This window comes from Rhodococcus sp. ACS1 (genome assembly GCF_002300155.1).
GTDB classification, from domain to species: domain Bacteria; phylum Actinomycetota; class Actinomycetes; order Mycobacteriales; family Mycobacteriaceae; genus Rhodococcus_F; species Rhodococcus_F koreensis.
The window spans coordinates 440,783-454,908 of record NZ_NSDZ01000005.1 but is presented as its reverse complement, the minus strand read 5'-3'; the positions used below and the strand labels follow the sequence as shown (position 1 = coordinate 454,908).

The following is a 14,126-nucleotide window of genomic DNA, read 5'->3' as shown; positions in this document are numbered from 1 at the left end:
ACCTCACGCGGCCACCGGGTCTTCGCCGATGAAGGTCCCGGCCAATCCTGCGACGACGACGAGGGCGGCGACTACGAACAGCAGCCCGTACGGATCGGACGCCAGGTGTGCGGACACGCCGACCCAGGCGGCGCCCACGGCGGAACCGCCGAAGCGGATGAGGTTGAACAGTCCCAGACCCGTCCCCACGGCCCCCGCGGGCGACCGGGTCGAACCGGCCGCGGCGGGCGTCTGAACCATGCCGATTCCCAGTCCGGCGACGACGAGTACGGCTCCGAGCGCGACCGGGTTCCGGACGTCGGCGGACAACGTGATCGCCAGTGCCACTTGGCTACCGATCAACACGGCCAGACCGGATCGCATCACCACCCGGGCCCCGATCCTGTCGACGAGACGCCCGACGACGGGTGCCACGCACGTCATGACGACCGGCAGCACGAAGAGCATCAGCCCGGCCTGCGTGGTCGAACTGCCCGAGCCCGTCAGGTAGAGCGGAAGCGCGAGCAATACTGCCCCCAGCGCGAACATTTGAGTGAAGGCGGCGAGAGCGCTACGCAGAAAACGTGATTCGATCACCAGGTCGATGGGCACGAACGGGTTCGCCGCCCGCCTGCAGTGGATCACGAACGCGGCAATGACGGCGACTCCGAGGCCGATGGTCGCGATGCTGGCCCAGGCGGGCACCTGCTCCTGCGAGACGGTCGTGAGACCGAGGATCAGCAGGGCCGCCCCGAGTGTGACGGTGAGCGCCCCGATCACGTCGAGCCGCATCTTCTTGCCGGGGTATCTCGGGATGTAGCGGAGGGTCGCGGCGAATCCGATCAGGGCGACCGGCACCAGTGGCACGAACGCCCACCGCCAGCCCCACCAGTCGCTGACGACTCCGCCCATGGACGGACCCACCGCCTGACCGATGCCGTTCACCGCCGCCCACGCGCCGACGGCGCTCGCCCGCCGCGCGGGTCCGAACAGCCACGCGATCAGCCCCATGACCGCGGGCGCGAACGCGGCCGCCGCGATCCCGCCGAGCGACCGCCAGATCACGAGCGCAGGCAGCGACGGCGCGAGCGCCGCGCCGAGGGAACAGACCGCGGTCCCCAGCAGGGCGGCGCAGTACACGCGCCTGCGACCGAACCGGTCCCCGATCCACCCGGCCAGCGGCATCGTCGTCGCGAATGTGAGGAGGAATCCGACGACGACGAAGATGCCGCCACCGAGTCCGGCGTCGAAGTCCGTGAGGATCGCGTTCAGCGGAACGTTGACGATGTTGTTGCTGACCGTGCCGACGAACGTTCCGGCGAGCAGCGCCGCCAGCGCGGGCGACGTGCCCGGTCCTCGTTCCTCACTCGCGGTTGCGCTCCGCGCCTGACCGATCGCCGTCATCATAGAGTCCACTTTCATCCGAGAATTCGCGCTTCGGCGATGCCCGTTCTCGCCGCGCAACCCTTGACACGCCCGCCCTCAAATTTGGTTAGGCAATCCTAATTATGAACACAAGATTCCGGGAAAGGGCCTCTCCCGAGCATTCCTTTACTTACGCGTGACAACAAGCAATCCTGCGGAAAAATGCCGGGCACAATGCACAAATACGCTGGTTATCGATGTGCACTCTGGACGTTGACCCTGGAAAACGCCCCGCGCAGTATCACTGCACTGTGACTAGTGCCACTAGTCTGTACCTATTTCGAAGGGGCGCACCGTGGATGTAAGTCTCACCGCCGCACATTGGGTGTATCTCGGAGGAATCGTCGTCATCCTCGGGACGATGCTCATGCGGAAGAACATCGTCGTCCCCGCCGTCATCGGCACGTTCCTGACCGCGTTCGTGTTCTCCGACAGCCTCGTCACCGGTCTCGCGTCGATCTTCAACGCGAGCCTCGTCGCCGCCCGCGAGCTCTTCAACATCTTCCTCATCATCTCGTTGGTGACCGCAATGCTCGGCGCCCTCCGGCAGATGGGCGCCGACAGGTTGATGGTCGCCCCGTTCCGGCGCGTCATGCGCGGCGGCACCAGCAGCTTCATCGTCCTGGCCGTCGTCACCTACACGATCTCGCTGTTCTTCTGGCCCACCCCGGCGGTTCCGTTGATCGGCGCCGTCCTCATCCCCGTCGCCATTCGCGCCGGCCTTCCCCCGATGGCCGTCGGCATGGCCATCGCCATCTGCGGGCAGGGCATGGCGCTGTCCTCGGACTACATCATCAAGGTGGCGCCGGGCCTGTCGGCCAAGTCGGCGGGCGTCGATCCGGACGTCGTCGCGGACCGCGCCCTGGTGATGTCCCTGATCGTCGGCCTCACCGCGCTCGTCATCGCCTACGTCACGCAGCGCAGGCACATGCGCCGCCCCGCGCCGGAACTGCTCACCGACTGGGAGTCACGCGCGGAGAGCGACTTCGGCAAGCCCGTCGGCGACGCCCCCGACGGCGGTGCGGCCCCCACCGGCGGCGGGACGACGACCGGTCCCGCACCGGCCGAGGCGGCGACGACTACCGCTCCGCAGACGTCGACGGCGGTCCTCGCCGAACCCGTCACGGCGTCGGCGCGGCAGGTCATCGACGACACGTTCAAGAGCATCCGCGCCGCAAAGACTTTCGCGGTGCTCGTGCCCACCGCGTATCTGGCGTTCATCGTCTACCTCATGGTCGGCAAATTCACCGACCTGGTGCCCGACCTCAAGGGCGGCGACGCGGCAGCGATGGTCGGCGGAATCGCGGCGCTCATCCTGTTCGCGGCCGCCGCGACCAACGACAAGAAGGGCTTCCTCGAAACGACGTCCGAGCACCTGATCGACGGCCTGGTCTTCGCGTTCAAGGCGATGGGCATCGTGATCCCGATCGCCGGCTTCTTCTTCATCGGCAACGGTGACTTCTCCGCCGCCATTCTCGGGCTTCCCGCGGACGCGACCGGTCCGACGTTGCTGTTCGACCTGGTCAACGCCGCACAGTCCCACCTGCCCCAGAACGCGTTCGTCACGTCGTTCGGCATTCTCGCCATCGGAATGATCGCGGGACTCGAAGGCTCCGGCTTCACGGGCCTGCCGCTGACCGGTTCGCTCGCAGGCGCACTCGGACCCGCGGTCGGAATGGATCCCGCAACCCTGGCTGCGATCGGTCAGATGGGAAACATCTGGTCCGGCGGCGGAACGCTCGTCGCGTGGTCGTCGCTGATCGCGGTGGCCGGTTTCGCCCGGGTGCCCGTCCTCGAACTCGCCCGGAAGTGTTTCGTGCCGGTGGTGTCCGGCCTGGTGCTGTCCACAGCGCTGTCCGTCCTCATCTTCTGAAAGCTCGACGGCCTCGGTGGGGCAGCCCTCCCACCGAGGTCACGCGCGCAGTCGATCCGCGTTCTCGAGGATGGCGGCGCGCAACGCCTGCTCCGGTTCGCTGAGAACGCTCCGGCGGGCCTCCAGCACGAATTCGACGTCGACCGCGGGCCCCCACTCGTCGCGCGAACGCATCCGCACCGGAACCAGCCCCGCGGGTGGAAGGGTCTCCGCGTGGAACACGACGCCGAGACCCGCGAGGCAGGCGGCCCGCAACCCGTTCAAGCTGTCCGTCACGCAGGCCACGCGCGCGCCGCGCCCGGATTTCTCCAGGGCGTCCAGCGCCGCTGCCCGCGTGATCGACGGCGGCGGGTACGTCACCAGCGGCACCGGGCCCTCGGCGTCCGGCACGAAATCGGGTGCGGCGAAAAACGCCAACCGGTCGGTCCACACCAGTTCCCCGTGCCGGTCTCCTCGGCGACGCTTCCCGAAGACCAGGTCCAGCCGGCCTTCGTGCAGTTGCCGGAACAGCACTTCGCTCAACGCCACGGTGAGTTCGAGATCCACGAGCGGATGGCTGCGCCGGAACTCGCCCAGAATCCGGGGGAGTTCGTGCAGAACCAGATCTTCGGACGCGCCGAACCGGACGCGTCCGCGCACCCCGGACTGCGTGAAGTAGCGTTCGGCGTCCGAGTGCCGCTCGAGTATCGACGTCGCGAACCCCACCATCACGGAGCCGTCCGCCGTCAGTTCGACCGAATGCGTGTCCCGCAGAAACAGGCGGCGACCGGCGGCGTTCTCGAGTTTGCCGACGTGCTGGCTGACCGTCGATTGCCGCAGGTCCAGGCGCCGGGCGGCGGCGGTGAAGCTCCTGGTGCGCGCGACCGCCAGGAAGCTCCGCAGGTGAACCGGATCGAACATGATCCATTGTTATCACGGTTCAGCATTACAGTAAACGTCACTATCGCCTTTCGAAATATCCGCGGATTCCTTACGGTCGAACCATGCTGACCAAGATCCCGCTGCTCGGAAGACTCGATCCGTTCATCATCGGCATCCTGATCACCGTCGGGATCGCCAGCCTGCTCCCCGCTGACGGCACGGCCCTGACGGCGTTCACCTGGGCCACGAAGGTTGCTGTCGGAATTCTGTTCTTCCTCTACGGCGCCCGGCTCTCCACACAGGAGGCGCTGCAGGGCCTGCGTCACTGGCGGCTCCACCTCACCATCCTCGCGGCGACGTTCGTCATCTTCCCGCTCCTCGGAATCGCCGCACGCGTGCTGGTCCCGACGATCCTGACCCAGCCGCTGTATCTGGGCCTTCTGTACGTCTGCCTCCTGCCGTCGACCGTCCAGTCGTCGATCGCCTTCGTGTCGATCGCCCGCGGCAACGTGCCCGGGGCGATCGTCAGCGCGTCGTTCTCCAACATCCTCGGCATCGTCGTCACTCCGCTGCTCGTGGCGTTGTTGATGACGAGCGAGGGTGCGGGTTTCGACGCGTCCTCCGCGATCGGCATCCTCGTCATGCTGCTGCTCCCGTTCATCGCCGGTCAGGCCGTGCGACGGTGGATCGGTCCGTGGGTGAAGAAGCACGGCGCACCGCTCAAGCTCGTCGACCGGGGGTCGATCCTGCTGGTCGTCTACGTCGCATTCAGCGAAGGAATGAACGAGGGCATCTGGGGCACGCTGTCCGTCGGCCGGCTCCTCGGCCTGCTCGCGGTGTGCGCGGTGCTGCTCGCGATCGTCCTGTCCCTCACCTGGTTCGGGTCGAAGCGACTCGGGTTCGACCGGGCCGATCAGATCACGATTACGTTCTGCGGGTCGAAGAAGAGCCTCGCCACCGGTCTTCCGATGGCCACCGTCCTGTTCGCCAGCCAGCCGATCGGCCTGATCGTGCTGCCGCTCATGCTGTTCCACCAACTGCAGTTGCTGGTGTGCGCGTGGATGGCAGGCAGGCTGGCACGGCGCGCTCCCGCCGACGACACGGAACTCGCGACCACCTCACGCTAGTCCGGGAATCAGTCGGCCAGTACAGCCTTCAGGAACGCCTTGGTGCGCTCGTGTTTCGGCGCAGTGAAGATCGTGGCCGGGTCGCCTTCTTCCACGATGCGGCCCGCGTCGAACATCATCACCCGGTTCGACACGTCCCGCGCGAACTGCATCTCGTGTGTGACGATCAGCATCGTGATGTCGGTGGTGCGCGCGACGTCCCTGAGCACGTCGAGGACGTCCGCCACCAACTCCGGATCCAGTGCCGACGTCACCTCGTCGAGCAGCAGGATGTCGGGGTCCATCGCCAGGGCTCGCGCGATCGCGACCCGCTGCTGCTGACCACCGGACAGCTGCGTCGGGTGCGCGGTCTCCTTGTCCGACAGACCGACCGTCTCGAGCAACTCGCGTGCCCGCTTCGCGGCCGCGGCCTTGTCCAGGCCGAGCACGTGGATAGGCGCTTCGGTGATGTTCTCGATCACGTTCATGTTGGGGAACAGGTTGAACTGCTGGAAGACCATGCCGATCCGGCGTCGTATCCGGCGCACGTACTTCTCCGACGCCGGAACGAGTTTGCTGCCCTTCTCCTCGTGCGTCAGCGGCGCTCCGTCCACCCAGATGACGCCGTCGTTCACCTTCTCGAGGGTCATGAGCAGCCGCAGGATCGTCGTCTTCCCCGATCCGCTCGGACCGATGAGGGTCACACGGTCGCCGCGTTCGACCTGAAAATCCAGGTGATCGAGCACGACATGGTCGCCGAACTGCTTGACGACGTCGTCGAATCGGATCATCGGGGTTGCTGCGCTCGCGTCATCGGGCAAGACGTCTCTCCAATCGCCGTATGAGCAGGGACGTCGGGTAGCTGGCGAGCAGGAAGATCACACCCGCCAGCGTCAACGGTTCGAGGTACTGGAAGTGCCGGGCACCGAACTGTTGTGCGGCCGTCACCATCTCCACCACAGTGATGGCGAACAGGAACGGGGTGTCCTTGAACATCGACACCGCGTAGTTGCCCAGCGCCGGGACGACGCGACGGATGGCCTGCGGCAGGATGATCGCCCGCCACGTCCGGGTCGGCGCTATGGACAACGCCCGCGCCGCCTCCCACTGACCGACGGGCACCGCTTCGATCCCCGCCCGGTACACCTCTGCCATGTACGTCGAATAATGAATTCCGAGCACCACCACACCGATCTGCAGCGGAGACAGTCCCGTGAACGTGTAGTACACGAACAGCAGTTGCACGACGAGCGGGGTCAGCCGGATGAATTCGCTGACCGCGCGGACCGGCACACTCACCCACCGCGGTGCGGCCTGCCGGATCAACGCGATGACGAGTCCGAGTACGACGGAGATCAGGAACCCGAGCACGGTGGCGATCAGGGTGATCTTGAAACCCTCGAGCAGCACGGGCAGAGCCTCGAATGCGCGGTCCCAGCTCCAGTGTGCACTCATTGTTTCGCCGCCTCCAATCCCCGTGGATCGGACGGTGCGAGACTGAAGATTTCACGCAGAGACGGCCCCGTGCCGAGGCGATTCTTCGCCCGCACCTCGAGCGCGTTCATCAGCAGGGTCAGCACATAGCCGATGACGAAATAGATGACGAGCCCCACACCGAACGCGAAGAGCGTGTTCCCGGTCGTCTGCCGCAGCTGGTCGATCTCGAAGGTCAAGTCCTGCAAAAGGATGTAGCTCGCGAGCGCGGTGCCCTTGAGGAGCTGGATCAGCAGATTCGTCAGCGGAGGAATCATCTCGGCCCAGGCCTGCGGGAAGACCACCCGGCGCAGCCGTTGCCAGTGACTGAAGTCCAGTGCCGTCGCCGCCTCCCACTGCGATTGCGGCACCGAGTTGATCGCACCGCGGACCACCTCGGCTCCGTAGGCGCCGTAGTTGAGCCCGAGCGCGAGGATCCCGCACAGCACCGGGTCGATGAGATAGCCGAACAGCGGAACCACGTAGAACAACCAGAACAACTGCACCAACAGCGAAGTGCCCCGGAAGAATTCGATGAACGCGCGAGCCGATCCCCGGATCACGATGTTGTGGGCACGGGCAGCCAACCCGAGAGCGAGCGCGAGCACGAACGCCAGGAGCGCGCCTCCCGCCGTCAGTTGGAGCGTGACGACGATGCCTTCCTGGATGCTCGGCCACGCATCCAGCAGCGCGTCGATGTTCTCCTTCACAGGCAGCAGACCCCGGCGTCGATCAGCCGGTCTCGCCGCAGAGTTTGGCGGTGGTCAGGTTCGGATCGGGCAGTTCCTTTTCGGTGAATCCGAACGGTCCGACGATCGACAGGTACTTCTCCTTGTCGGACGTGATCTTGGCGAGTTCGGCGTTGTAGGCATCGCGCAACTCGGTGTCCTCCTTCCGGAAGACCGTTCCGCCGGCACCGACCTGGGGTACCCCGTCGATCACTGCGACGAAGGAGTTGGTCACCTCCACCGGGGCCTGCGGGTTGTTCTGCGCCAGCCAGTTCAGCGAGATCCCGGTGAGCGCAAAGACATCCGCTCGCCCGTTGGCGACAGCGTCCATTCCGTCCTGCGGCGACGCCACCTGCATCGCGTCGATTCCGAGTTGCTGCGCGTAGTCCGACTCGATCGCCCCGGTCATCGCGGCCATCCGCACCCCGCTCTGCTGCACCGATTGCATGTCGGTGAGGTTCGCGGGATTGCCCTTGGGCACCATCAGCGCGGTCGTGTAGTTGAATTCCGGCTCACTGAACGCTGCCTGCTCGCAGCGCTGCGGCAAGATCGACATGCCGGCACTGACGACGTCGAAGCGGCGGGCCTGCAGTCCGGGAATGAGGGCTCCGAAGTCGGTGCTCACGCCCTCGACGTTGTCGATGCCGAGGTTCTCGAAGATTTCCCGGTGCAACGCCACGGTGGCGCCGGTCAACTTTCCGTCCTGCTCGAAGCTGTACGGCGCCTCGCCGGCGAAACCGACGGTCACCGTTCCGCTGTCCTGCAGTTGCTGGAGGAGCGATCCGCCGCTCGCGGTGTCGGTCTTCGTGCACCCCGCGACGGAGCCGGCGGCCACCATCAAGCCTGCGAACGCGACAGCCGCTCTGACAGCCGGACGTTGTTTCGACATCGTGCTCGTCACCACAGATTCCCCTTCGTCACCTCGGGTGATCCGGGAGGACGCGCACCGCACGGCACGATCCCAACGGATCTGCCCGGGCCACGTTACGCAGGCGAAGGACCTGCCAAAGGGGAACCGGGGGGACGTTACCGCAGCGTTATCAAGTTGCGGTGGGTGAAAGTGTTGTGAAATGCCGAAAGCCCCCCAACATGGTTGGGGGGCTTTCGGTAACGGATGTTCGGCGGTGTCCTACTCTCCCACACCCTGTCGGGTGCAGTACCATCGGCGCTGGAGGGCTTAGCTTCCGGGTTCGGAATGGGACCGGGCGTTTCCCCTCCGCTATGGCCGCCGTAACTCTATGAAACTGTCACACGGAACATCAGCGAAGACACAACCACACATCGTTGGACCGATGGTGGTGGTGGTTCTTCTTCTTCAGTTCCGAAACGTGTGTTGTTTCAGATACTGCACAGTGGACGCGTAGCTTCTTTGTGGTAAGTCCTCGGCCTATTAGTACCAGTCACCTGCATCCGTTACCGGACTTCCAGTTCTGGCCTATCAACCCGGTGGTCTGCCGGGGGCCTTACCCCCTCGAGGGGGTGAGAAACCTCATCTTGGAACAGGCTTCCCGCTTAGATGCTTTCAGCGGTTATCCCTTCCGAACGTAGCTAACCAGCGGTGCTCCTGGTGGAACAACTGGCACACCAGAGGTTCGTCCGTCCCGGTCCTCTCGTACTAGGGACAGCCTTCCTCAAGTTTCTAACGCGCGCGGCGGATAGAGACCGAACTGTCTCACGACGTTCTAAACCCAGCTCGCGTGCCGCTTTAATGGGCGAACAGCCCAACCCTTGGGACCTACTCCAGCCCCAGGATGCGACGAGCCGACATCGAGGTGCCAAACCATCCCGTCGATATGGACTCTTGGGGAAGATCAGCCTGTTATCCCCGGGGTACCTTTTATCCGTTGAGCGACACCGCTTCCACTTGCCGGTGCCGGATCACTAGTCCCGACTTTCGTCCCTGCTCGACCTGTCAGTCTCACAGTCAAGCTCCCTTGTGCACTTGCACTCGACACCTGATTGCCAACCAGGCTGAGGGAACCTTTGGGCGCCTCCGTTACATTTTGGGAGGCAACCGCCCCAGTTAAACTACCCACCAGGCACTGTCCCTGAACCAGATCATGGTCCGAGGTTAGAGGTCCAATACGATCAGAGTGGTATTTCAACAACGACTCCACACTCACTGGCGTGAGCGCTTCACAGTCTCCCACCTATCCTACACAAACCGAACCGAACACCAATACCAAGCTGTAGTGAAGGTCCCGGGGTCTTTTCGTCCTGCCGCGCGTAACGAGCATCTTTACTCGTAATGCAATTTCGCCGAGTCTATGGTTGAGACAGCTGAGAAGTCGTTACGCCATTCGTGCAGGTCGGAACTTACCCGACAAGGAATTTCGCTACCTTAGGATGGTTATAGTTACCACCGCCGTTTACTGGGGCTTAAATTCTCAGCTTCGCTCCGAAGAGCTAACCGGTCCTCTTAACCTTCCAGCACCGGGCAGGCGTCAGTCCGTATACATCGTCTTACGACTTCGCACGGACCTGTGTTTTTAGTAAACAGTCGCTTCTCACTGGTCTCTGCGGCCCCACCCAGCTCACACTGCAAGAGTGATCACCGGACGAGGCCCCCCTTCTCCCGAAGTTACGGGGGCATTTTGCCGAGTTCCTTAACCATAGTTATCTCGATCGCCTTAGTATTCTCTACCTGACCACCTGTGTCGGTTTGGGGTACGGGCCGTGTGAAAGCTCGCTAGAGGCTTTTCTCGGCAGCATAGGATCACTGAATTCGCCTCATTCGGCTATGCGTCACCTCTCAGGCTGTGTGAATGGCGGATTTGCCTACCATTCGCCCTACAGGCTTACACCAGTATTACCACTGACTGGCTCAGCTACCTTCCTGCGTCACCCCATCGCTTGGCTACTACCAGATCAGGTCCCATGCATCCACATCCAGGGCCCCCGAAGGGACGTAAGGACGCTTCAGGATGGTTAGTATCACTGATTCACCAGGGGCGCGTTCACACGGGTACGGGAATATCAACCCGTTGTCCATCGGCTACGCCTGTCGGCCTCGTCTTAGGTCCCGACTCACCCTGGGCGGATTAACCTGGCCCAGGAACCCTTGGTCATTCGGCGGACGAGTTTCTCACTCGTCTTTCGCTACTCATGCCTGCATTCTCACTCGTGTGGCCTCCACGGCTGGGTCACCCCGCCGCTTCCATGGCCACACGACGCTCCCCTACCCATCCACACCACTGCCCACGACTCCGCAGAATCGCAGGGGTGCATTGTGTGAATGCCGCAGCTTCGGTGGTGTACTTGAGCCCCGCTACATTGTCGGCGCAGGATCACTTGACCAGTGAGCTATTACGCACTCTTTCAAGGGTGGCTGCTTCTAAGCCAACCTCCTGGTTGTCTTCGCGACCCCACATCCTTTTCCACTTAGTACACGCTTAGGGACCTTAGCTGGCGATCTGGGCTGTTTCCCTCTCGACTACGAACCTTATCGCCCGCAGTCTCACTGCCGCGCTCTCACTCACCGGCATTCGGAGTTTGGCTGATTTCGGTAAGCTTGTGGGCCCCCTAGACCATCCAGTAGCTCTACCTCCGGTGAGAAACACGCGACGCTGCACCTAAATGCATTTCGGGGAGAACCAGCTATCACGGAGTTTGATTGGCCTTTCACCCCTACCCACAGCTCATCCCCTCAGTTTTCAACCTAAGTGGGTTCGGTCCTCCACGACGTCTTACCGTCGCTTCAACCTGGCCATGGGTAGATCACTCCGCTTCGGGTCTAGAACATGCCACTAAAACGCCCTATTCGGACTCGCTTTCGCTACGGCTACCCCACACGGGTTAACCTCGCGACATGCCACTAACTCGCAGGCTCATTCTTCAAAAGGCACGCCATCACCCCCCACACCGAAGTGTGCGAAGGCTTTGACGGATTGTAAGCGCACGGTTTCAGGTACTATTTCACTCCCCTCCCGGGGTACTTTTCACCTTTCCCTCACGGTACTAGTCCGCTATCGGTCACCAGGGAGTATTCAGGCTTATCGGGTGGTCCCGACAGATTCACACCAGATTTCACGGGCCCGGTGCTACTTGGGTTTCCATCACGACAGTCATCATGTTTTCGTGTACGGGACTCTCACCCTCTACGACAGGCCGTTCCAGACCACTTCCACTAACACAATGATTTCTTACTGTCGGCCAACACGGCAGCATTGACAAGATGAACCCCACAACCCCACGAATGCAACACCTGCCGGCTATCACACATCCATGGTTTAGCCTCTTCCGCTTTCGCTCGCCACTACTCACGGAATCACTATTGTTTTCTCTTCCTGTGGGTACTGAGATGTTTCACTTCCCCACGTTCCCTCCACACACCCTATATATTCAGGTGCGGGTAACACGACATCACTCGTGCTGGGTTTCCCCATTCGGACATCCTCGGATCTCAGCTCGGTTGACAGCTCCCCGAGGCTTATCGCAGCCTCCTACGTCCTTCATCGGCTCCTGGTGCCAAGGCATCCACCGTACGCTCTTCATTACTTACAACAAAGATGCTCGCGTCCACTGTGCAGTTCTCAAACAACACACAACCAACCATGTTCTTGTCGCCACCGAACACCGGAAAAACCCGGCCGGTATGACCACCATGATCGCTTGTCGTTCTTACCTGGAAAAAACACTCGCGTGTTCTCTCAGGACCCAACAGTGCATCGATATATCACCCGCCGGCCGATCATCAGATCGACCGATACGCGGGAAAATGTGTCAGTGTTCCACCCATGAGCGTCTGCCGTTCCACATGTGGGAACGAAACAGTCTCTGCCAGAGGAGAAATCAACCTGTGTTGATCTCCTACTGGAGATGTGCTCCTTAGAAAGGAGGTGATCCAGCCGCACCTTCCGGTACGGCTACCTTGTTACGACTTCGTCCCAATCGCCGATCCCACCTTCGACGGCTCCCTCCCACAAGGGGTTAGGCCACCGGCTTCGGGTGTTACCGACTTTCATGACGTGACGGGCGGTGTGTACAAGGCCCGGGAACGTATTCACCGCAGCGTTGCTGATCTGCGATTACTAGCGACTCCGACTTCACGGGGTCGAGTTGCAGACCCCGATCCGAACTGAGACCAGCTTTAAGGGATTCGCTCCACCTCACGGTCTCGCAGCCCTCTGTACTGGCCATTGTAGCATGTGTGAAGCCCTGGACATAAGGGGCATGATGACTTGACGTCGTCCCCACCTTCCTCCGAGTTGACCCCGGCAGTCTCTTACGAGTCCCCACCATTACGTGCTGGCAACATAAGACAAGGGTTGCGCTCGTTGCGGGACTTAACCCAACATCTCACGACACGAGCTGACGACAGCCATGCACCACCTGTATACCGACCACAAGGGGGGCCGTATCTCTACGGCTTTCCGGTATATGTCAAACCCAGGTAAGGTTCTTCGCGTTGCATCGAATTAATCCACATGCTCCGCCGCTTGTGCGGGCCCCCGTCAATTCCTTTGAGTTTTAGCCTTGCGGCCGTACTCCCCAGGCGGGGCGCTTAATGCGTTAGCTACGGCACAGATCCCGTGGAAGGAACCCACACCTAGCGCCCACCGTTTACGGCGTGGACTACCAGGGTATCTAATCCTGTTCGCTACCCACGCTTTCGTTCCTCAGCGTCAGTTACTGCCCAGAGACCCGCCTTCGCCACCGGTGTTCCTCCTGATATCTGCGCATTTCACCGCTACACCAGGAATTCCAGTCTCCCCTGCAGTACTCAAGTCTGCCCGTATCGCCTGCAGGCTCACAGTTGAGCTGTGAGTTTTCACAAACGACGCGACAAACCGCCTACGAACTCTTTACGCCCAGTAATTCCGGACAACGCTTGCACCCTACGTATTACCGCGGCTGCTGGCACGTAGTTAGCCGGTGCTTCTTCTGCAGGTACCGTCACTCTCGCTTCGTCCCTGCTGAAAGAGGTTTACAACCCGAAGGCCGTCATCCCTCACGCGGCGTCGCTGCATCAGGCTTTCGCCCATTGTGCAATATTCCCCACTGCTGCCTCCCGTAGGAGTCTGGGCCGTGTCTCAGTCCCAGTGTGGCCGGTCACCCTCTCAGGTCGGCTACCCGTCGTCGCCTTGGTAGGCCATTACCCCACCAACAAGCTGATAGGCCGCGGGCCCATCCTGCACCAGTAAACCTTTCCACCAAAAACCATGCAGTCCTTGGTCATATCCGGTATTAGACCCAGTTTCCCAGGCTTATCCCGAAGTGCAGGGCAGATCACCCACGTGTTACTCACCCGTTCGCCGCTCGTGTACCCCGAAGGGCCTTACCGCTCGACTTGCATGTGTTAAGCACGCCGCCAGCGTTCGTCCTGAGCCAGGATCAAACTCTCCGTTGAAGACTCTAGATTTCACAGGCGAACCCGTTAATCAGTCATAGACATCGAGTCAAATCACTAGCGATCAAAAACTCAAACTAGCATTATCAAACACTGACCCCCCACCGACGGAAGAAGGAGGGAAGCCAGCAAATACCCACACCACACACCCCGAAACCCGAAGGCCCCGAAAGCAATCCGTGATGCGGAGTACCAAAAACATTTGGCACTGACATTCATCGACACACTGTTGAGTTCTCAAAGAACACGCGCACACCATCACTGCCGAAGTATCAACTTCAGCCTCTCCGGGGCAACCGTTCCATCTTATCCTACCAGCCTCACCGGCGCAA

General features: G+C 61.9%; 8 protein-coding genes and 3 rRNA genes. 2 read left to right on the top strand and 9 right to left on the bottom strand.

Annotated elements, in window-relative coordinates:
- Positions 1–3: 3 nt before the first annotated feature.
- The gene (locus CJ179_RS22830) at positions 4–1,386 is read right to left on the bottom strand and encodes an MFS transporter (protein WP_095862972.1); all 1,383 of its coding nucleotides are present in this window, start codon (positions 1,384–1,386) and stop codon (positions 4–6) included.
- Positions 1,387–1,699: 313 nt separating this feature from the next.
- Between CJ179_RS22830 and CJ179_RS22825 the strand changes: the two genes are divergently transcribed.
- Positions 1,700–3,277 (top strand): hypothetical protein, encoded by a 1,578-nt coding sequence (locus CJ179_RS22825; protein ID WP_072947321.1) that lies wholly within the window; start codon positions 1,700–1,702, stop codon positions 3,275–3,277.
- A 39-nt stretch (positions 3,278–3,316) separates the two neighbouring features.
- Here CJ179_RS22825 and CJ179_RS22820 read toward each other — a convergent pair whose 3' ends face one another.
- The gene (locus CJ179_RS22820; protein WP_072947320.1) at positions 3,317–4,177 is read right to left on the bottom strand and encodes a LysR family transcriptional regulator; all 861 of its coding nucleotides are present in this window, start codon (positions 4,175–4,177) and stop codon (positions 3,317–3,319) included.
- A gap of 83 nt (positions 4,178–4,260) precedes the next feature.
- Here CJ179_RS22820 and CJ179_RS22815 point away from each other — a divergent pair, with 83 nt between their 5' ends.
- The gene (locus CJ179_RS22815) at positions 4,261–5,265 is read left to right on the top strand and encodes a bile acid:sodium symporter family protein (protein WP_072947319.1); all 1,005 of its coding nucleotides are present in this window, start codon (positions 4,261–4,263) and stop codon (positions 5,263–5,265) included.
- An 8-nt stretch (positions 5,266–5,273) separates the two neighbouring features.
- Here CJ179_RS22815 and ehuA read toward each other — a convergent pair whose 3' ends face one another.
- The 7 genes from ehuA to CJ179_RS22780 form a co-directional block, all read right to left on the bottom strand.
- The gene (gene ehuA / locus CJ179_RS22810) at positions 5,274–6,035 is read right to left on the bottom strand and encodes an ectoine/hydroxyectoine ABC transporter ATP-binding protein EhuA (RefSeq protein WP_095862971.1); all 762 of its coding nucleotides are present in this window, start codon (positions 6,033–6,035) and stop codon (positions 5,274–5,276) included.
- Between the two features lie 19 nt (positions 6,036–6,054).
- On the bottom strand, positions 6,055–6,699 hold the full coding sequence (ehuD, locus tag CJ179_RS22805) for an ectoine/hydroxyectoine ABC transporter permease subunit EhuD (RefSeq protein ID WP_072947317.1): 645 nt from the start codon (positions 6,697–6,699) through the stop codon (positions 6,055–6,057).
- Positions 6,696–7,427 carry an ectoine/hydroxyectoine ABC transporter permease subunit EhuC gene (ehuC, locus tag CJ179_RS22800; RefSeq protein ID WP_095862970.1) on the bottom strand — a complete coding sequence of 244 codons (732 nt, stop codon included), beginning with the start codon at positions 7,425–7,427 and terminating at the stop codon, positions 6,696–6,698. The genes ehuD and ehuC overlap by 4 nt, the downstream gene beginning before the upstream one ends.
- A 22-nt stretch (positions 7,428–7,449) precedes the next feature.
- On the bottom strand, positions 7,450–8,334 hold the full coding sequence (gene ehuB / locus CJ179_RS22795; RefSeq protein ID WP_095863580.1) for an ectoine/hydroxyectoine ABC transporter substrate-binding protein EhuB: 885 nt from the start codon (positions 8,332–8,334) through the stop codon (positions 7,450–7,452).
- Between the two features lie 227 nt (positions 8,335–8,561).
- Positions 8,562–8,678: ribosomal RNA gene (gene rrf / locus CJ179_RS22790) — 5S ribosomal RNA — on the bottom strand.
- Positions 8,679–8,815: 137 nt separating this feature from the next.
- Positions 8,816–11,948, bottom strand: a 23S ribosomal RNA gene (locus CJ179_RS22785).
- A gap of 328 nt (positions 11,949–12,276) precedes the next feature.
- Positions 12,277–13,794 (bottom strand): 16S ribosomal RNA (locus CJ179_RS22780).
- Together the 16S, 23S and 5S rRNA genes form the textbook arrangement of a ribosomal RNA operon.
- Positions 13,795–14,126 lie beyond the last annotated feature (332 nt).

Bases quoted from the DNA above. Each gene is read 5' to 3' on its own strand.
- CJ179_RS22830 (WP_095862972.1), bottom strand. From the start codon at position 1,386: ATGATGACGGCGATCGGTCAGGCGCGGAGCGCAACCGCGAGTGAGGAA.
- ehuA (WP_095862971.1), bottom strand. From the start codon at position 6,035: ATGATCCGATTCGACGACGTCGTCAAGCAGTTCGGCGACCATGTCGTG.
- CJ179_RS22815 (WP_072947319.1), top strand. From the start codon at position 4,261: ATGCTGACCAAGATCCCGCTGCTCGGAAGACTCGATCCGTTCATCATC.
- ehuD (WP_072947317.1), bottom strand. From the start codon at position 6,699: ATGAGTGCACACTGGAGCTGGGACCGCGCATTCGAGGCTCTGCCCGTG.
- ehuB (WP_095863580.1), bottom strand. From the start codon at position 8,334: ATGTCGAAACAACGTCCGGCTGTCAGAGCGGCTGTCGCGTTCGCAGGC.
- CJ179_RS22820 (WP_072947320.1), bottom strand. From the start codon at position 4,177: ATGTTCGATCCGGTTCACCTGCGGAGCTTCCTGGCGGTCGCGCGCACC.